Annotated in this window: 21 protein-coding genes and 2 riboswitches; of the genes, 12 read left to right on the plus strand and 9 right to left on the minus strand. The window is 49.8% G+C overall.

Annotated elements, in window-relative coordinates:
- Nucleotides 1–41 precede the first annotated feature (41 nt).
- Entirely contained in the window at nt 42–1,532 is a 1,491-nt protein-coding gene (locus KNO61_RS08720; RefSeq protein WP_078147753.1) for a potassium/proton antiporter, read from the minus strand.
- Between the two features lie 153 nt (nt 1,533–1,685).
- Here KNO61_RS08720 and KNO61_RS08725 point away from each other — a divergent pair, with 153 nt between their 5' ends.
- Nucleotides 1,686–2,624: an ATP-grasp domain-containing protein gene (locus KNO61_RS08725; protein ID WP_078147752.1), complete on the plus strand. Its 939-nt coding sequence runs from the start codon at nt 1,686–1,688 to the stop codon at nt 2,622–2,624.
- Nucleotides 2,625–2,627: 3 nt separating this feature from the next.
- Here KNO61_RS08725 and KNO61_RS08730 read toward each other — a convergent pair whose 3' ends face one another.
- Nucleotides 2,628–2,774 (minus strand): hypothetical protein, encoded by a 147-nt coding sequence (locus KNO61_RS08730; protein ID WP_012727492.1) that lies wholly within the window; start codon nt 2,772–2,774, stop codon nt 2,628–2,630.
- 75 nt (nt 2,775–2,849) lie between these two features.
- Nucleotides 2,850–3,626: a hydrogen peroxide-dependent heme synthase gene (gene hemQ / locus KNO61_RS08735; RefSeq protein ID WP_078147751.1), complete on the minus strand. Its 777-nt coding sequence runs from the start codon at nt 3,624–3,626 to the stop codon at nt 2,850–2,852.
- A gap of 338 nt (nt 3,627–3,964) precedes the next feature.
- On the opposite strand from hemQ, the gene pta reads away from it, so the two are divergent.
- The 4 genes from pta to KNO61_RS08755 all read left to right on the plus strand — a co-directional run bounded on the left by pta (nt 3,965) and on the right by KNO61_RS08755 (nt 6,252).
- The gene (gene pta / locus KNO61_RS08740; RefSeq protein WP_012727490.1) at nt 3,965–4,954 is read left to right on the plus strand and encodes a phosphate acetyltransferase; all 990 of its coding nucleotides are present in this window, start codon (nt 3,965–3,967) and stop codon (nt 4,952–4,954) included.
- A 76-nt stretch (nt 4,955–5,030) separates the two neighbouring features.
- On the plus strand, nt 5,031–5,750 hold the full coding sequence (locus KNO61_RS08745; RefSeq protein WP_214687617.1) for a DUF2711 family protein: 720 nt from the start codon (nt 5,031–5,033) through the stop codon (nt 5,748–5,750).
- Between the two features lie 38 nt (nt 5,751–5,788).
- The gene (locus KNO61_RS08750) at nt 5,789–6,088 is read left to right on the plus strand and encodes a rhodanese-like domain-containing protein (protein WP_041917952.1); all 300 of its coding nucleotides are present in this window, start codon (nt 5,789–5,791) and stop codon (nt 6,086–6,088) included.
- Nucleotides 6,088–6,252, plus strand: a complete 165-nt coding sequence (locus KNO61_RS08755; protein ID WP_168169878.1) for a hypothetical protein — start codon at nt 6,088–6,090, stop codon at nt 6,250–6,252. Before KNO61_RS08750 ends, KNO61_RS08755 begins: the two co-directional genes overlap by 1 nt.
- A gap of 38 nt (nt 6,253–6,290) precedes the next feature.
- Here the strand turns inward: KNO61_RS08755 and folE2 are convergent, their stop codons facing one another.
- Nucleotides 6,291–7,202 (minus strand): GTP cyclohydrolase FolE2, encoded by a 912-nt coding sequence (gene folE2, locus KNO61_RS08760; RefSeq protein WP_012727487.1) that lies wholly within the window; start codon nt 7,200–7,202, stop codon nt 6,291–6,293.
- A gap of 253 nt (nt 7,203–7,455) precedes the next feature.
- Between folE2 and KNO61_RS08765 the strand changes: the two genes are divergently transcribed.
- On the plus strand, nt 7,456–8,286 hold the full coding sequence (locus KNO61_RS08765; RefSeq protein WP_214687616.1) for a TerC family protein: 831 nt from the start codon (nt 7,456–7,458) through the stop codon (nt 8,284–8,286).
- A 36-nt stretch (nt 8,287–8,322) separates the two neighbouring features.
- Here the strand turns inward: KNO61_RS08765 and KNO61_RS08770 are convergent, their stop codons facing one another.
- Genes KNO61_RS08770 through KNO61_RS08785 form a run of 4 tightly spaced genes read right to left on the minus strand, consistent with a single transcriptional unit; the run spans nt 8,323 to nt 11,285 of the window.
- Nucleotides 8,323–8,856: a 1,2-dihydroxy-3-keto-5-methylthiopentene dioxygenase gene (locus KNO61_RS08770; RefSeq protein ID WP_031422074.1), complete on the minus strand. Its 534-nt coding sequence runs from the start codon at nt 8,854–8,856 to the stop codon at nt 8,323–8,325.
- Nucleotides 8,857–8,869: 13 nt separating this feature from the next.
- Nucleotides 8,870–9,487: a methylthioribulose 1-phosphate dehydratase gene (locus KNO61_RS08775; protein WP_214872985.1), complete on the minus strand. Its 618-nt coding sequence runs from the start codon at nt 9,485–9,487 to the stop codon at nt 8,870–8,872.
- Complete coding sequence (locus KNO61_RS08780; protein ID WP_078147746.1) at nt 9,484–10,134, minus strand: 2-hydroxy-3-keto-5-methylthiopentenyl-1-phosphate phosphatase; 651 nt, start codon at nt 10,132–10,134, stop codon at nt 9,484–9,486. The genes KNO61_RS08775 and KNO61_RS08780 overlap by 4 nt, the downstream gene beginning before the upstream one ends.
- The gene (locus KNO61_RS08785; RefSeq protein ID WP_214872988.1) at nt 10,131–11,285 is read right to left on the minus strand and encodes a 2,3-diketo-5-methylthiopentyl-1-phosphate enolase; all 1,155 of its coding nucleotides are present in this window, start codon (nt 11,283–11,285) and stop codon (nt 10,131–10,133) included. Before KNO61_RS08785 ends, KNO61_RS08780 begins: the two co-directional genes overlap by 4 nt.
- Nucleotides 11,286–11,357: 72 nt before the next feature.
- Nucleotides 11,358–11,459: riboswitch (SAM riboswitch) on the minus strand.
- Nucleotides 11,460–11,664: 205 nt separating this feature from the next.
- Nucleotides 11,665–11,767, plus strand: a riboswitch (SAM riboswitch).
- 82 nt (nt 11,768–11,849) lie between these two features.
- Between KNO61_RS08785 and mtnK the strand changes: the two genes are divergently transcribed.
- Genes mtnK through KNO61_RS08810 form a run of 5 tightly spaced genes read left to right on the plus strand, consistent with a single transcriptional unit; the run spans nt 11,850 to nt 17,480 of the window.
- Nucleotides 11,850–13,001, plus strand: coding sequence for an S-methyl-5-thioribose kinase (mtnK, locus tag KNO61_RS08790; RefSeq protein WP_214872990.1), 1,152 nt, complete (start codon nt 11,850–11,852; stop codon nt 12,999–13,001).
- Nucleotides 12,998–14,032: an S-methyl-5-thioribose-1-phosphate isomerase gene (gene mtnA / locus KNO61_RS08795; protein WP_012727480.1), complete on the plus strand. Its 1,035-nt coding sequence runs from the start codon at nt 12,998–13,000 to the stop codon at nt 14,030–14,032. Before mtnK ends, mtnA begins: the two co-directional genes overlap by 4 nt.
- The gene (locus KNO61_RS08800; RefSeq protein WP_214872992.1) at nt 14,025–15,104 is read left to right on the plus strand and encodes a sugar ABC transporter substrate-binding protein; all 1,080 of its coding nucleotides are present in this window, start codon (nt 14,025–14,027) and stop codon (nt 15,102–15,104) included. The genes mtnA and KNO61_RS08800 overlap by 8 nt, the downstream gene beginning before the upstream one ends.
- Nucleotides 15,104–16,477 carry a sugar ABC transporter ATP-binding protein gene (locus KNO61_RS08805; RefSeq protein ID WP_214872995.1) on the plus strand — a complete coding sequence of 458 codons (1,374 nt, stop codon included), beginning with the start codon at nt 15,104–15,106 and terminating at the stop codon, nt 16,475–16,477. Before KNO61_RS08800 ends, KNO61_RS08805 begins: the two co-directional genes overlap by 1 nt.
- A gap of 1 nt (nt 16,478) precedes the next feature.
- Entirely contained in the window at nt 16,479–17,480 is a 1,002-nt protein-coding gene (locus tag KNO61_RS08810) for an ABC transporter permease (RefSeq protein WP_214872997.1), read from the plus strand.
- A gap of 15 nt (nt 17,481–17,495) precedes the next feature.
- On the opposite strand, the gene KNO61_RS08815 is transcribed toward KNO61_RS08810, so the two are convergent.
- The gene (locus KNO61_RS08815; RefSeq protein ID WP_078147740.1) at nt 17,496–17,975 is read right to left on the minus strand and encodes a GNAT family N-acetyltransferase; all 480 of its coding nucleotides are present in this window, start codon (nt 17,973–17,975) and stop codon (nt 17,496–17,498) included.
- Between the two features lie 75 nt (nt 17,976–18,050).
- Between KNO61_RS08815 and KNO61_RS08820 the strand changes: the two genes are divergently transcribed.
- Entirely contained in the window at nt 18,051–18,431 is a 381-nt protein-coding gene (locus KNO61_RS08820) for a VOC family protein (RefSeq protein ID WP_012727475.1), read from the plus strand.
- Nucleotides 18,432–18,447 lie beyond the last annotated feature (16 nt).

Consider the following 18,447-nt stretch of genomic DNA (forward strand, 5'->3'; position numbering starts at 1 on the left):
GAAAACCGGCGCTTCAAATGAGGCGCCGGTTATTCGTTTACTCATAATTCCACTCGGTCTAGCCCATCTTCACCAAATGTTTGGTCGAGTTGATCATGACGATACATCGAAGCGAGCACATATAAAAGGTCGCCTTCTTCGATGGATGTCTGTCCATTCGGTGGAATCAAGTATTCGTTTCGGACGATGGCGTTCACGACAGTGTTTGGTGGGAGTGTGATATCCGCTAGCGTCTTGCCAATCATCGAAGAACTCTCCGTGACAACATAAGGGACGAGCTTATGTTGAGACTGTTTACTCGAGACGAGGGCGATCGTATACGGAGAACGGATTTTATCCGGTCCGAGTAACCCCAATTTTTCAGCGAGCGGTGTCAACGTCGTCCCTTGAATCAAAGCACTCGTCACGACGACGAAGAAGACGGCATTGAATAAGAGTTGACTGTCCTCAATACCGGCAATTAAAGGGAATGTAGCTAAGACGATTGGGACAGCTCCCTTTAGCCCGGCCCATGAGATAAATAGTTTCTCTTTTCTCGTAAATGACATGCCAAGTGTCGATAAATAGACGGCAATCGGACGTGCCAAGAACATAAGGACGAATGAGATGAGTAGTCCTTTCCAAATCAAATCCGGCTCGATGAGTTGACGAGGGAAGACGAGTAACCCAAGGATGACGAACATGATGATTTGCATGATCCACGCGAGCGCTTCTGAGAATTGGACGATTGTCACTTCATGCGCTGTATCCGCATTTCCGACAATCATGGCGGCGATATAGACGGCGAGTAATCCGCTTCCCAATAAGTAAGCTGTGACACCATAGGTAAGGAACGCCATGGAAATCATGAGGACGGCATGCAGTCCGCTCGAATCAAGTCTCAAGTGGTTCAACATGAGGCGAGACAGTTGTCCAAGGATGAAGCCGATTAATGCCCCGACAACGATTTGAAGGGCGAACATCCAAATTCCGTCCCAAATGGTCGTATCCGGCTTCATCATGAAGTCGAGGGCGAGAATCGTCAAAAACATCGCCATTGGGTCGTTCGTGCCGGACTCGGCTTCGAGAGTCGCACCGACTTTCGGTGAGATATTCTTTCCTTTAAATGCGGCAAAGACGGCCGCTGCGTCGGTCGAACCGATAATCGCACCGAACAAGAAAGATTCAATCCAATCGAAACCAAATACGAAACGAACGGCCACGGCGACCACTGTTGTAGTAATCAATACTCCAAGCGTCGCCAGCGAGGCAGAAGGGGCGAGGACGCTCCGGATTGATGACCATTTCGTTTGAAGACCCCCTTCAAACAAAATGACAATCAAGGCAGCGACTCCAATCAGCTGCGCTAAATTCGAGTCGTCAAAGAAGATGAGACCAGTAATGTCACTTCCCATGATCATGCCGATTCCCATAAATAAAATCAAGGCGGGCAAGCCGAATCGAGTCGAGATTCGTGTCGCCATGACACCGGCAACGAGAAGTAGACCGAAGAGTAAAATGAGTACATCAGTACTTATAACAGGTACGGGCAAACACAACACTTCCTTTCTGAAACAATACTCTTAAGTTCATTATACCATGAAATCGTCTGATATTTCAGAATTGAGGATTAGGCAAACCATACACATTGGAATTGTCGGTTATGAATATGGTAAAGTAAACACATCATAGAAGGAGGAATGATGATGTCTAAAATTCACGTCATTCATGAAAACGAAGAATGGACGAACCACCTTGTCCACCGTTTAAAAGAATTGAACTTGCCATATGAATTGTGGCACTTGGACCAAGGGACGATTGATCTCGAAGCAATGCCCCCGGAAGGTGTCTTTTATAATCGGATGAGTGCCTCCTCGCACACACGTGGGCATCGGTACGCACCAGAATTGACGGAAGGCGTCCTCGCTTGGTTAGAGGCAAATGACCGGACCGTGTTTAACGGCACACGTGCCATCCGCCTCGAAGTGAGCAAAGTCAATCAATACACGGCGCTTCGACGTGAAGGAATTCGCGTGCCGAAGACGATTGCGGCAGTCGGTAAGGCGCAAATCATCGAAGCGGCTGAGCAGTTAGGTTTGACACCGTTCATCACGAAACATAACCGTGCCGGAAAAGGACTCGGGGTCCAATTGTTCCATACGATCGAAGGACTCAAAGAATATGTATATGGTCCCTCGTTCGAGGACTCGGTTGACGGCATCACGCTCATTCAACAGTATATCGAAGCCCCGGAACCGTATATTACCCGCTGCGAATTCATCGGCGGAAAGTTCCTGTATGCGGTGCGCGTCGATACGTCGGAAGGATTCGAGCTCTGTCCTGCTGATGCCTGCTCGATTGAAGACCAGTTCTGTCCGGTCGGGGAGACGCCACCGGCGAAGTTTGAAATCGTCGAAGGATTCGATGACCCGATCATTCCAAAGCTCGAACAGTTCTTGAAAGCGAATGCGATCGATATTGCGGGGATTGAGATCATTCGAGACCGATACGGAAACGTCTACGCCTATGACGTCAATACGAACACGAACTATAATTCCGATGCTGAAGCGAAAGCGGGACGCTACGGAATGCTGGAATTGGCTACTTTCTTAGGCGACGCACTTCACGTCACTACGACAAAATAAGGGTCAGGCGCTCGCCTGACCCTTTTGCTGTGTATGTTTGAGTTGCTCTTCAAATCGATGTTGGACTAATTCTGCTGTCGGTGCCATTCGTTCGATGAACGAATCTAAACGTTCCGCAGTGTCACGATCGGTTTCTTTAAACACGCGCATCGTTGTTCACCTCGTTAATCAGGATAACTTGCTTACATCATCCTTAATTCCCGAGGTGTTATACGCGTAAACCTTTTACACGCTAAAGAATGTGCTCAAATTTTCTTTCGGTAAGATGTTCCCAACGTAGAAGTCGCCGAACTCACCGTATTTCGCACTCACTTCATCAAAACGCATCTCGTAAACGATTTTCTTGAACTGAAGTGAATCTTCAGCGAAGAGTGTGACGCCCCATTCCCATGCGTCGAATCCAGTCGACCCACCGATGAACTGCTGAATCTTACCAGCGTAGCTACGGCCGATCATGCTGTGGCGATACATGAGGTCTTTGCGCTCATCCATCGACAACATGTACCAGTTGTCGCCGTCGCGACGAGCCTTGCTCATCGGATAGAAACAGATGTGTGCGGCCTTTGGAAGTGTCGGATAGAGGCGTGAACGGATATGAGGGTTTTGATACGGGTCCCCGTCTCCAGATCCGCGATACATCCCGAGCTCGATGACCGACACGTATGAATACGACGGAATCATATAGTCGTATAGCGCTGTTTTGCGGAATGCGCGCTCGACGTCCTCAAGTTCGTTGAATGTTGGACGAAGCACCATCAAGACGAGGTCCGCCTTCTGGCCGAGAATCGAGTAGAAGGCGTGGCTTCCTTCACCTTTTGCTTCCACTTCTTCAAGTGAGGCGAGGAACGCAGTGAACTCCTCAATCATCTGTTCACGCTTTTCAGCATCGACGAGTTTCAAACGAGCCCAATCAATCGTGCGGAAATCATGAAGTGTATACCATCCGTCTAATGTGGCGGCGGCATGTTGTGTATCTGTTGTAGGTACTGGACGTTCTGACATAAAAAAATCTCCTTTCGGGACTTGGCTTCGCCGTCTATTTTACCATACACGCTTCACTGACTGGCAACTTTGAGGCACTGTGAGGGTTATCACGATTCATGACGGGTAAAGAACAGAGGACAGAAACATGAAAACGGCTACAAAAATGGCTGTATCAGTCGATTTGTCGAAACTGTTCTATTCATATAATGATTGATTCTAGGCGATTTATGGCGAAATGGGCAGAATAGTTTATTTTGAAAAGGGTACTGTGTATAATTGAAATCGCGTAAAGACACAAGTCAACGGCAAAACCATTAGCAGTCATGCTGTAAATTGAGAAAAGGGGTTCATTCGTTATGAAATTATTTGAAACGTTGAAGCAAAAAGTTAGCCCGGTTCGTCCAACCATCGTCTTCCCGGAAGGTATCGATGAGCGTGTTCTTGGAGCCGCTGTTCGATTGAAAGCAGACGGTATGGTAGAACCGATCGTCGTCGGTGCGAAAGCAGATCTCGAAGCGGTTGCGGCGAAACACGGTTTCGACATCTCAGGTTTGACACAATATGACCCAGCGACATACGAAGACATCGACGTTCTCGTCGAATCATTCGTCGAGCGTCGTAAAGGGAAAGCGACGGCTGAACAAGCACGCGAACTCCTTACATCAGACGTGAACTACTTCGGAACAATGCTCGTTCACACAGGCAAAGCAGAAGGTCTTGTCTCAGGCGCGATGCACGCGACGGCTGATACGGTACGTCCGGCACTACAAATCATCAAAATGCAACCAGGCATCAAAAAGACGTCAGGTGTGTTCATCATGGTACGTGACGACGAGCAATATGTCTTCTCGGACTGTGCGATCAACATTGCACCGGACGCGGCGGACTTAGCAGAGAACGCGTTCTTGTCGGCAGCGACAGCGAAGACGTTCGGCATCGACCCACAAGTTGCGCTCCTTAGCTTCTCGACGAAGGGTTCTGCGAAGTCACCTGAAACAGAGAAAGTTGTGGAAGCGACACGCCTTGCGAAAGAGAAATCACCGAACCTTCCAATCGACGGAGAACTTCAATTCGATGCGGCATTCGTTCCTAGCGTAGCGGCGAAGAAAGCACCGGGTTCTGACGTTGCTGGTAAGGCGAACGTATTCGTCTTCCCAAGTCTTGAAGCAGGGAACATTGGCTACAAGATGGTTCAACGTTTCGGTGGATTCGAAGCGATCGGTCCAATCCTTCAAGGTCTCAACAAACCAGTGAACGACTTATCACGTGGTTGTAACGAAGAGGACGTCTACAAATTGACGCTCATCACAGCAGCACAAGCAATCGACGAGCGCAACGAAGCGTAAGTCCGGAGCATCCTTCTTATAGAAGGGTGCTTTTTTTGATGGTCCGTTATAAACTATTCAAGAAAGGAGTGTTGAAATGGACGAACTAGATGAGAGCGTTTTGTTACCTGAAGGACATCGTTACGCCATGTTTGGTGGTGGGGATGACTACCCAATTAAGACGTATTATGAAGGGGTATTTGAAACGGTCTTCATCGCGTTTCATCCATTCCTTGCTCCAATAGATCACTCCGCCGCGGTTGATTGTTATGCCGATCTGGACAAAAACGAGGTCGAACAGCAATTTCGGGCCGTTACATGGGAAGAGATGAGGCGAAGACTAGGTTTTCGTGACGTGAGCCGTATCGATCATGCGCTCCGAACGATGATTAGGGCGCTAAAACCACATGCCGAAGATCGAGCAGGGGCGAATCGCATCATTGAATATTGCGAACGTGAGAATGTGCTCCCACCAGGTGAAGGGGAACTGTCGGATCTGCTAAAGAATCAAGTGTTGCGTGTACTTTTGGAGATGGGAGAAGGCTGGATCTGGACCGGAGACGAATTTTGTACGGAACGGCATCTCATCCATCTCAGTGAGACGCTAGCCGCTGATATGTGGGGCATGCAACATCGGACGTTTTTCGGTTATCAACACGAATGGCTCATCGTCCCACCCTGGGATAGCCATTTCACGTTGTTTTGTGGCAATCGCGCGTTGATCGAACAGGTCGTCGAACGATGCGAGCTCGAGGGATTTTATTGTGACGCTGAGACGACCATCAACTGGAGTTTGTCGGAGCATAAGCTGAGGTAAACTAAAAGAGGAATCCATGATTGAAAGGGGAACTATGTATGCAAAGCATCCATGCGACAGAATTAAGAGAAAAATTAGAGAACGGGGAGTCTCTCCATATCATCGATGTGCGCGAGCAAGATGAATATGAGGCAGGGCATATCCCGAACGTACCACTCTATCCATTATCGGAATTCCCACAAGTGACAGAAAAGTTGGCACAAGATAATGTCTATCACGTCATCTGTCGTTCAGGTGGACGGAGCCAGACGGCGTGTGATTACTTAGAATCGCAAGGTTATAAAGTCGTCAATGTCGACGGCGGAATGCTCGCTTGGGACGGCGACATCGAGGCGTGATGCTAGAGAATCCTTGGGTCGTCGTACCGCTTCTCCTTGCGCTCTACCTCACGGTCTATGCAGTGATGAAGCGATTTGACTGGGAGAAGTGGCGACTCGTCTGGGCAGTGTGGGTGATGCTCATCATCATCCTATTGACGATTGAACTCGTGACAAGTCTATAAAAAATGCGGAACCTTCTTTAACAGAGGTTCCGCATTTTTTATGCGTCTTGACGCTTATCGAATGTGATCGATGCAATCGCGTCGTGTTGGTGAATCGACTCTTCGTTACGGCATTCGACGAAGAAGTTCACGACTTGTTTCATCTCGTACAAGTCAGCCGCGATCAAGCGGACCATATCCTCGACGAAACGTGGGTTTTCGTATGCGATTTCAGTCGCACGTTTCTCATCCGGACGTTTGAGGACAGGGTGAAGTGGTGCTGAGGCGTTTGACTCCGCTGCATCGAGAAGGGCTGCACGCCAATCGAATCCGTCCATCGATGTCTCATCAAGACCGGCTTCGATCGTGATGTACCCACGTTGGTTATGGGCGCTGTACTCACTGATTTCTTTTGAACATGGGCAAAGCGTCGTGACGTTGATGACGAGACCGACTGTCACGTTTGCGACGCCCGTTTCGAGGTTATATGTCACACGGTGCATGACGTCCGCGTTCATCAAACCGCTAAGACCTGTCGCAGGTGCTTTACGCGTGAAGAACCATGGGTAACGGATTGTCAATTGGCCTTCTGTTTGTTCCATACGCTCGGCGAGCTCTTGCGCGAACTCGATTAACGAACGGTTTGATACCGTCCACCCTTGTTGATGGTACGCGTCGAGCTGCTCTGTCAAACGAGACATGTTGATCCCTTTACGGTCTTGTACGAGCGATGTCGTTAATTCAAATGTGGCGACCGTTGACTGGACTCCTTCTGGCGTCTCGACGTTCACGGGATGTTTCACGTTCGAGATCCCAACACTGTCGAGGGCGAACAAGAAGTTTTTCGGTGTATTTTGTAAATCGACCATTTGTTCTTTTTCGGTCGGCTTTGTTCCTTTAATCGGTGGGACCGACCCGAACAATTTATGTCGTTCTGCTTTAGTAGGTAAAGCGACATGGCTTGTAGACATAATCGGATTCTCCTTTTTTCGAGCGATTTAAAGCACCACTCGTTCTTGTTAGGATTTTATCACGAAATGATGGCTGAACGGGTATGATTTTGCTCTCATAACATGTTTTGAATATGCAATCGGAAAAAATCCTTCAGATATTGAAGAAAGAGGATTGATTTACTTTGTGAACGGGAATAAAATGGTCCTGTGAACTTAAAAAATAGATCACTCTTAAATATGAAGGAATTGAAAGAAAAAAGGAGATGTTTTTATGGATTGGCAGTTAATCCTGCAGTACGCCTGGATCGTCGTCGTGCTCGTCGGTTTAGAAGGCTTGTTATCTGCAGACAACGCGCTCGTCTTGGCCGTCATGGTTAAACACTTACCGCGTACAGAACAGAAAAAGGCATTATTTTATGGACTCCTCGGGGCGTTCGTCTTCCGATTTATCGCATTGTTCTTAATCTCGTTCTTAATCAACGTATGGCAAGTTCAAGCGATTGGTGCATTTTATCTGATTGGAATGAGTGGTCGACACTTGTATATGACGTATAAGGCACGAGGCCAAGAACCGAAGCAAGACTTGGCGGCTGAAGCGAAAGAAGAGACGGCTGTCACGGAGAAGCCGGTGTCGAAGAAAGAATTTTGGCTCACTGTCGCAAAAGTCGAATTTGCGGACATCGCCTTTGCGGTCGACTCAATCTTGGCAGCAGTCGCGCTCGCTGTGAGTGTCAAACCGCTTGGTCTCGGGGAAATCGGTGGGATTGACTCGGGTCAGTTCTTCGTCGTCTTGACAGGTGGACTCATCGGGGTCGTCTTGATGCGATTCGCAGCTCGGATTTTCGTCAAGTTGCTTCATCAGCGTCCGACACTTGAAACGGCCGCTTTCATCATCGTCGGTTGGGTCGGGGTCAAGTTGACGGTGCTCGTACTTGAACACCCTGGTTTCAAGGAATTGATTGCCGGAACACCATTCGAATTCATGGGACTCCCAGACGGGTTCGTCCACTCGACAGCTTGGACGATTTTCTTCTGGTCGGTCATGGTCGGGATTGCGACATGGGGCTGGTTCTCATCGAAACCGACAGCGGTCAAACAATAAAAAGTGGTCTCTCGTTTTTAAGCGAGAGACCTTTTCTTATGCAGTTACATTCTCTTTGTCGTAAATCGGCACCCACCCCTCAGTCGTCACGAAAATGCGAACGGCGACGACTTGACGGTCTTCTTGCAACGTGAAGTAATGACGTGTGTTGACCGGTACGGAGATGAGGTCACCCGGATTGAGCTCGATATTGAAGTATCCGCGCTCAGCATCATCGATTGCAAAAATGCCGTGACCACTGACGATGAAACGAACCTCGTCATCTGTATGGTGATGCTCTTTTTGGAAGTTGACGAGCAGTTCATCTAAATTCGGTGTCGAATCGGATAGTGAGATGACGTCAGCCGTCTTGTAGCCGCGTCGTGCCGACACATCTTGAATCTCGTCACGGAACGTCGCCAAGATAGTTTCTTTGTCCTCGTCTGTCAGTTGATAGTTTTCTTGAAGGGAAGCCGGTAATTTCGCGATATCCCATGCTTCGTAAAGGATGTCTCGTGATTCTAAAAAGTCACGTACCTCTTGTTGATCACTGACGCGTTCTTCGGTTTGTTGAAAATAAATTGTTGCCATGTTGAATTCCTCCTTATGAATGGACGCCTAGGGCGCGTAATTTTAATGAATAGCTAAACAAAAATTCATATGCCTCTAAATAACGTTTTGCCGCAGCGGGCGTTTCGCCCCAAACGGTGATCCCGTGGTTCCGGATGAGGACGGCACCGGCATCGCCTGTGACATGTAGCGCAAACGCACAGGCGAGCGTCGGGATATCCGCGTGATTTTCGATAATGGGAATCCGGACACTTGCCGTCTCTTCCCAATAACCGAGCGCCTTGATGATTTCTTGACCTGTGAACGTCACGTGACCTTTTGCTGCATACAGTTCCGAGATGACGTTATTGTCGACCGTATGCACGTGAAGTGAACAGGTTGCGTTCGTGTTGTTAAAAATTTCGACGTGTAGCAACGTTTCCGCGGACGGTTTGCCTGTCTGCTCTCCAATCAATTGACCGGTCGCATCAACGAGGACGAAATCTTCATCGGTGCGCTTTCGTTTATCACGACCGCTTGCCGTCACGAGGAACGTCAACGGGTCGTCCGATACGCGGATCGCCAGGTTCCCGCTCGTTCCGGGGAACCAGTCTCGTGCGGCGAGCTCGTCTTTAATGTCGGCAAGTTCTCCCCACCGTTCTTGCACAGTCATACGTTCACTCCTTTCATATGAGCTGAGATATCGTAGAATGTCTCGAACGGAACATGTCGAATTCCTTCCGCCTCACATAGCGAAATCAATTGCCCCCGTGCATACACGACGTCGGCACGTTTGGCGATTTCAAAATCAGTGACAGAGTCCCCGATGACAATCAACGTGTCGGTAGGTGAGACGATCTGTCGAGCAATCGTCGGCTTGCAGCATCCGCAGTCGTTCGAACAATGAACATCGCATGCATGAGGCCATGTGACGCGCGCTGTCTCTCCTGAAAAATCAACGTGATTGCAGAAGATGTGTTCCGGTGCGACGTAACCTTCTAAAATCGGATGGACGAAAAAGTCCATGCCCCCACTGACGACATCAAATCGAAAGCCGTGCGACTGGGTCTCTTGCAAAAACTCGACAAACCCCGCTCGAAGCGTGATGGTCGACTGAAGAAACTCACGATACTGCTCTTGCTGGTTACTTGGGAGCAAGCTGAACATCTGACCGACGCCTTCGCGAATGGAGAGCGTTTGGTTCAACACACCGTCTTTGAGTTCGACCCATTCAGGTGGGGCGAACCGTCGCATCAACGCGATGATGTTATCTTCTTCCGTGATGGTCCCGTCGAAATCACAGATGACGTGCGTACTCATCGCGCACCCCACGCATCTAATGCAGTCGTTAAGGCATCAGTCTCGCTCGTCTTACCGATTGCCTGATCGATCGCTTGGCGGAACGCCCTCGCTCCGGCAGCCGCACCGTCTGGGTGTCCGTGAATCCCGCCGCCGGCATTGATGACGACATCCGTTCCGAAGTCACGAATCAAATCCGGGACGAGTCCTGGGTGAATCCCGGCAGAGGGGACCGCCAGAATCGGTTTCGTCCAATGGGATTCCGCCGCATACGTTTGAATCTGTTGTGTTTCGTCTTTCGGTGTCGACAGCGAACCGTATGGCGAAGGGAAGAGCGTCAAGTCCGCCCCGGCGAGTCGAATCAGTTTCCCGAAGAGTAGGGAATGACGAATCGATCCGGTCAACGCTCCTGCAAAAGCGGGATGTGCCAAAATCGGGACGTGAATCTCAGAATCTTTGGCGAGCTCTCGCAATGCGTCAAGCCCGTACGTATACACGTTGAACAACAATGCGGTCGCGCCTGCCTCAATCAATCGCTTCGCCTGGTCGCGTAAGGTGAAAACGGGACCGCTCAACGTCACTGCGTATAGAACGGAACGACCCGTCAATTCTTTATGTTCTTGAATGATCGATGCTCCAATCCGAGCCCGTTCGAGCGATGGGGTGAGCGGATTGTCATATAAAATCTCGTCGTCTTTCACGAGATCGATGCCACCTGCGAACTGGTCCCGGAGTTGTGTCGCCAAAAAATCAAGGTCCCGTCCGATGACGCCTTTGAAGATGCTCATGGCGAGCGGTCGGTCGTGTACTCGAAGGATGTCGCGGACCCCTTCGACTCCGAATGCGGCACCCGGAAAGTCCGGTTCGAGCTCCTCTGGAAGCGAGAGGTCGACGAGTTTGACGTTTGGGTCGAGCGACAGTTTTCCGAATGTCGTCGTCAGAATGGACGAAAAGTCCGGTGTCACGTTATGTAGCGGGTAGCGAATCGAGAAGCGACTTGTCGTTTCTTGTTGGGACGTGGCGATGACCTCACCTCGGAACGCTTGCAGTTGATATTGTTCGAGATGGTTCAACTCGGTCCATGTCCCGACGGTCAGCTCATGTGCGATTTTCTCAGCTACACGCTCGACGTGATCGGTATGTTTGATTTCATAAGTAGCGATGATTCCCATAAGTTCCTCCTTTCAGGTCAAACAAAAAATGACCTCATGCCAAGGCAAGAGGTCATTCAAAAAAACAATGAACTCTTATCTCTCAGCGTTAGCTGCAAGAATTAGCACCGTGCCATTTCTGGTCGGTTGCTGCGACATCATCGGGCTTGTCCCTCCGTCTGCTCTTGATAAGAATAGTTGTGAAGTTGTGAAATTTAATTGAATTTTTACATAGAATCGCTCACTCGTCAATTCCTTTTTTTGAGAAAAAAAGTTTAAAAATAATGTTTCTATATATGCGTGTCGAAAATAAGTGGGCGACTGAAAATAGAGGATTGACAACTAGCATGCCTAGTCCGTAATATTCGTCTCAACACGTCAAACACAATTACATCATTTACTCTTATCGCGAGTTGGCAGAGGGAATTGGCCCTAAGACGCCGCAGCAACCGACCATTTGGCACGGTGCTACATCCACCAGACACATGTCTGAAAGATGAGAGGAACAACCAATTTGGGTGTGCCTCTTTCTCGCGGAGAAAGGGGCTTTTTTCATGCATAGAGTTAAGAAAGGGGAAAACCATCATGGCTTATGAGGCGTTTACAGAACAGAGTGTCGTCGACCACGTTCGACAGTTGGGGTTACTAGAAGAGGGGATTGCAGAATGTGAGGAGATCGGGGATGGAAATTTAAATCTCGTCTTTCGCATTCGTCAAGGAGAGACGTCATTGATTGTGAAACAAGCGTTACCGTATGCAAAAGTCGTGGGGGAGAGCTGGCCGCTCACGCTTGATCGGTCTTGGATTGAACAACTGGCACTCCGTGAGTTTTCAAAAGTCGTACCACAATTTGTACCAGATGTACTCGGTAGTGACCGTGAACTCGCCTATACGATTTTAGAAGATTTATCATCGTTCGAAATCGTCCGCACCGGCTTCCTAAAAGGAGAGAGCTACCCGAACTTAGCCCGCCACGTCGGTACGTTCCTCGGGGAAACGTTGTTTGCGACGTCTGACTACGCGAATGGACCGCTCGTGAAGAAACAAATTGAAAAAGAGTATTATAATCCAGAGCTATGCGATATCACGGAGAAACTGATCTTCACCGACCCGTATCGCGACGCAGAATCGAATCAAATCGAGCCAGACCTTCGTCCGGATGTGGAGCAACTGTGGTCAGACCTCGCTTTGAAAATTGAAGTGACCAAATTGAAGGTTGGGTTCGTGACGAAGCACGAAGCGTTGCTACATGGAGATTTACATACAGGAAGCATTTTTGCGACCCGACAGGAAACGAAAATCATCGATCCTGAGTTTGCATTTTATGGTCCGTTCGGCTTTGATATCGGTCAAATCATTGCCCATTTGGTGTTCTCAACGTATGCGCATCCGCTGAAACGGTTCGAACGCTTCACAGAAGTGCTCACCGTCTGGGAGACGTTCGAAAAAACGTTCCGTACCCGCTTCACACAGGCGGTCGAGCCATTCAACACGGTAGGTTTCGTGGATGAGCTGTTGCCATCCATTTTGAGTGACGCCATCGGCTACGCGGGTTGCGAATTGATTCGGCGGACGGTCGGTCTAGCTGGTGTCGCCGACTTAGAAACATTGCCGGATGACCTTCGCATCGAGCGGAAACGTCACGCCTTAGAGCTTGGTACGCGTCTCATCAAACAGCGTCATCAGATACAATCGATCGATCAGCTGATCCCGGTCTTGTCGGAGGTGCGCGCATGAGTGTGCAAAGTATTCATTTCGATGCCGACACGGAAGTGTTGACGATTTTAGATCAGACGCTGTTGCCGCAAGAAGAGCGCTATGTCGAAGTGTTGACGCTTGAACAGGCCGAGCAGGCAATCAAGTCGCTTCAAGTTCGCGGTGCACCGGCCATCGCTTATTTCGGAGCGTTTGTCCTTGCGAAAGAAGCGTCACGTCTGCAAGATAATCCATATTTTCATCTCCAATTGAATCAAGTCGGTCAACGGTTGATTGCGACAAGACCGACCGCGGTCAACTTACAGCATGTCATCGAATCACTCCTTCGATTGAATGTGGGGGAGGACTTTGAACAGATTGCAAAAGCAATCAAGCAGCGTGCGATTGAAATCTTTGAACAAGACGTGGCTACGTATCGCACGATTGGGGAACATGCGCTCACCGTGTTACCCGCTGGTGGCAACGTATTGACGATTTGTAACGCCGGTGCCATCGCGACGTCACGATACGGTACCGCGCTCGCGCCGTTCTATGTCGGGAAAGAGCGTGGCATCCCGTTTCGGGTGTTCGCGTCCGAAACGCGACCGCTGCTTCAAGGAGCACGACTGACCGTATGGGAGCTCGACCGGGCAGATATCGATGTCACACTGATTACAGATAACATGGCGGCCTGGACCATCCAGACGAAACAAATCGATGCTATCATCGTCGGGGCGGATCGCATCACCCGTACCGGTCATACGGCCAACAAGATCGGAACACTCCAGCTTGCGATTTTGGCGAAGCATTACGGCATCCCATTCTATGTGGCTGCTCCGCATTCGACATTCGATTTAGAGGCAGATGACACGATTCAAATCGAAGAACGGGACGCGCATGAAGTGACCCATATCGGAGGACATCCGACGGCACTCGTCGGCATCACCGTCTTCAATCCGGCGTTTGATGTGACACCACCCGAACTGATTACCGGTCTAATTACAGAGACAGGTGTGCTCGAACCGACTGAGTCGGTCATTGTAGAACATGTAGGAGGAAACACATATGTCTAAAAAAATCATCTTCTTCCTGTTGACCGTCATCCTGGCACTTGCCGGATGCACGAACGAACAGGCTCAACCGAAAACGACTACGACAACAAGTAAAACGGAAGCGAAAACCGTCAACGTCTCAAATGAGACGCTTCCGAAAAATCTAGAAGTCGCCCTCGTCATGCAGATGTCGATCGGGACGTTCTCTTCGCAGTATATCGAAGGGGTGACCGAGCAAGTCGAAGCGTTCGGTGGCAACGTGAAAGTGTATAACGCCGAAAATGATTTGTCGAAAATGGCGAGTTATGTCGATACGGCGACGACGCAAGGAGTCGATGTGATCTTGATTGACCACGGACGTGCCGATGCCTTGAAAGAGCCTGTTCAACGGGCGCTCGACAAAGGCATCAAAGTTGTCGCATTCGATAACGATTTGACGAATGAAGGCGTGACGGTCATCGACCAAGACGATTATTCACTCGCATGGCGCTCGCTCAAAGCACTCGCGGAAGATTTAGACGGGGAAGGGAACATCGTCACGATTTGGGTCGGTGGATTCACACCGATGGAACGCCGTCATACGATTTATGATGCATTCTTGAAACGGTATCCGGGCATCCAGGAAGTCGCGAAGTTCGGTTCGGCGACGAACAACACGGCGCTCGATACGCAAAGCCAGATGGAGGCGATTTTGAAGAAGTATCCAGAAGGCGAAATCGATGCGGTGTTTGCGATGTGGGATGAGTTCGCCAAAGGGGCGAGCCGTGCCATCAAGCAGGCTGGCCGTGACGAGATTGCCGTTTACGGGATTGATTTGAGTGACGAAGACTTGCAACTCATGCAAGAAAAGGGGAGTCCGTGGAAAGTGACAGCTGCCACAGATCCAGCCGAAATTGGCCGCATTCAAGTCCGATACGCTTATCAAAAAGTGGTCGGGGAAGAGACGCCTTCCATTCATTCGGTCGACCCATATCTAGTGGACCGTGACGTCTTACCGGATGAGCCTGTCACGATGGATGACCTTGGACAGTACGTGCCAGGTTGGGGCGAATCGAATGCGGCATGGTCGGATTGGATGAAGGAGACCGACTGATGATTCGCTTGGAACGAATCACGAAACAGTATGGTGACGTCACGGTGCTCGATCAACTATCCTTCAGTTTAAAGCCGGGAGACATTCATGGGCTTCTCGGTCTGAACGGGGCCGGTAAGAGTACTCTCATCAAACTGTTAAACGGAACGGCTGAACCGACGTCCGGCGAGTTGTCCATTGATGGAAAATCAATCCGCCTCACACCAGCGGAAGCGATTCGTCATGGCATCATAACGGTGTCGCAAGAAGTGGATGATGCGCTCTATTTGGACTTGCCTGTGTATGAGAATGTCCTTCCATGGCAGAAAGTGAAGCGGATTCGTCCGCAACGTTTGAAACAGCGAGCGAAACGTGTGTTGTCCCGAGTCGGTTTAGAGGTCGATCCAACGCGTCCAGCCGGTCACTTCCCGCTCAGCGTGAAACAGCGCCTTCTCATCGCTCGGGCACTCGAGAGCGATGCCAAGTATTTGCTCCTCGACGAACCGACCGCTGCCTTATCGGAAACGGATGCCGACGCCTTACTTGAATTGTTACAGAAGCTTGCGGCAGAAGGAGTCGGGATTGTATTGGTCACGCATCGTTCAAACGAGCTCACCCGGGTCACGTCGACCTCGACGTTTCTTCGGGACGGACGTGTCGTGTACGATGGACCGTACCAATCGCTCTCTTCAGAAGCGGTGCAGACATTTTTGAGTGGGACAACATTTGATGCGGCGTTAGAAAAGGCGGTGCCGGAAGACACGATTTGTTTGTCCGCGCAGTTGACCCTTCCGGCGTTCCAATCCGAGATTTCGATTGAAGCGTATCGCGGAGAAGTGCTCGGGATTGGAGGATTGACGGGGAGTGGGAAGACGGAACTGATGGAAGCGTTGTTCGGTCTTTCTGGGATTCGTCAATCCATCACAATCGAGGGAAAAGAACATGTGATCAAAGAACCGGAAAACGCCGTACGTTTAGCATTTGCACTCGTTCCAGAGGAGAGACGTCGTCATGGATTATTTCTAGACGAGACGATTGAGCGGAACGTGATTGCTGTCGCAGGAAAGGCAACTCGCGTTTCGGACGTATTGGCATCGCTTCGCGTCCGTTATGCGAACGTGAAACAACCGGTTCGTGAGCTGAGTGGTGGAAATCAACAGAAGGTCGTCTTTAGCAAATGGTTACTCGAAGACCGAGACATTTATCTGCTCGACGAACCGACAAAAGGAATTGATATCGCAGCGAAACAAGACGTATATGAACGCGTCATTGCACTCGCGAAACAAGGGAAGACCGTATTGTTCACGTCAAGTGAGCGACATGAACTCGAACGGGTCGCCAATCGAATCGTTTGGCTCGACCGCGGACAAATTGTAGAGAAAGGAGGCGTGTAAGATGGCACAATTGGTGGTCAAGGAACGAAAACGAATCAGCGGTCATATCGGTCAGTATGGGACGTTACTCGCAATCCTTGGTTTGATTGCGGTCTTTACCGTGACGAACGATCAATTTCTGACGTATGCAAATTTTAGTGACATCATCAAATCGGTTTCAATCGTGTCGTTACTTGCCCTTGGCGTCACATTCTCGCTCATCGTAGGAGGATTTGATTTATCAGTCGGATCGACGGCGAGTCTTGCGACAATCGGGGCGGCAGCAAGCCTCGTCCTTCATCGGCAAGAACTACCCGTCGCTCTGCTGATCCCACTTGCACTCGGGATTCTCGTCGGGCTGTTAAATGCGCTCGTCACAATCAAGTTTCGGTTGCCGGATTTACTAGCGACACTCGCCATCATGTACGTCATTAACGGGATTCAATTGACGTATACGAAAGGATTCTCGATTTATGACAACATGCCGATTGAAGGGGGGACGGCGCCAGGACGTTTCATCCCGTCGTTTCTATTCATCGGTCAAGGAACAATCGGTCCGATTCCGTTCGTTGCCCTACTCATGCTGGTATTCTTTATCGGAGCGCATCTGTTCTTGACTTATACGCGGACTGGGCGTGAGTTTTATTACGTTGGATCGAACGCCGAAGCGGCCCGTCGTTCTGGGATTGCCGTGAATCGCATTAAACTTTATGCATACGTGCTCAGTGGGTTGTTTGCGGCCATCGGTGGGATCATTCTTGCATCTAGGATTGGGACTGGTCAGGTCTCGGCTGGGGCACCCCTCTTGATGGATGCCGTCGCGGCTGCTTACATTGGTTATGCTGTCTTTGGGACAGGGCGCCCGAACGTGATCGGGACATTGATTGGAGCTATTTTGATTGGGATTCTTCTAAACGGACTGACGATGTGGGATGTCCCGTATTATGCGCAAGACATCGTCAAAGGGACGATTTTAATTGGAGCGCTCGGTCTTTCTTATATTCAGAAGAAACAGCGGACATGACAAAACCCCCGGACATCAGTTGTTCGGGGGTTCGCTTTGTTCACGTGTCATTGAAAGAAACGGATACACACCACCATTCGTCTCCTGCATGAACGTGTCTTGTGGGATGAAGCCTAGAGACTCGTATAATCGGATGGCCCGTTTATTAAACGTGGCGACGGCAAGACGCACTGTGCGAGTCCCATATGTCGCCTCAATCCAATTTATGATTGACGTGAGGAATCGATGTCCGTTGCCGCTCCCCGTCAAATCAGGGTGCATGCCGAGACCGATAGAAACAGCGTCTACTGATTCGAATTGCAACGTGACGAAACCGATGAGTTCGTCGTCAAGAATGGCGAACGTTGTATCACCTCGCTCATCTGCATCTAAAAATAAGGCGAGATCTTCTTCGTCAGCATCCATATTGTAAAACGCGTATTCGCCTTCATAGCGCCACTCGAAGGCGATACGTTCGGCTTGCTCTTGGGTGAGTGGTTGAAACGTATAATTCATTGAAATTCCTCGTCTCTGATCGAATTGGTCATGCTACACTCAAATCGTATCATGAAAATAAGGGGAGGGAACATGATGGCAGTCAAATTGGACATGGTCGGGATCGTCGTGACGGATATGAAGCGGTCGCTCGATTTCTATCGGGCGCTCGGGTTTGAGATTCCGGAAGCGATGAACGGGGAAGCACATGTAGAGATTGACGAAGGAGGCGTGCGTCTCGCGTTCGATACGGTAGAAGTGGCCGAATCGGTATACGGGGAATGGAAACAGGCAGACGGGCATCGAATCGAGCTTGCCTTTTTATGTGACAGTCGTGAGTCATTGAATGCTTTGTATGACTCAATCCTTGAACAAGGTTATGCGTCACACAAAGCACCGTGGGATGCGTTCTGGGGTCAACGTTACGCCATCCTGTACGATGCGGATGGGAATTTGATTAGTCTGTTCGCCTCATAAAAATAATCCCGGGCCA

It is taken from the genome of Exiguobacterium sp. s140 (assembly GCF_018617035.1).
Classification (GTDB): domain Bacteria; phylum Bacillota; class Bacilli; order Exiguobacteriales; family Exiguobacteriaceae; genus Exiguobacterium; species Exiguobacterium profundum.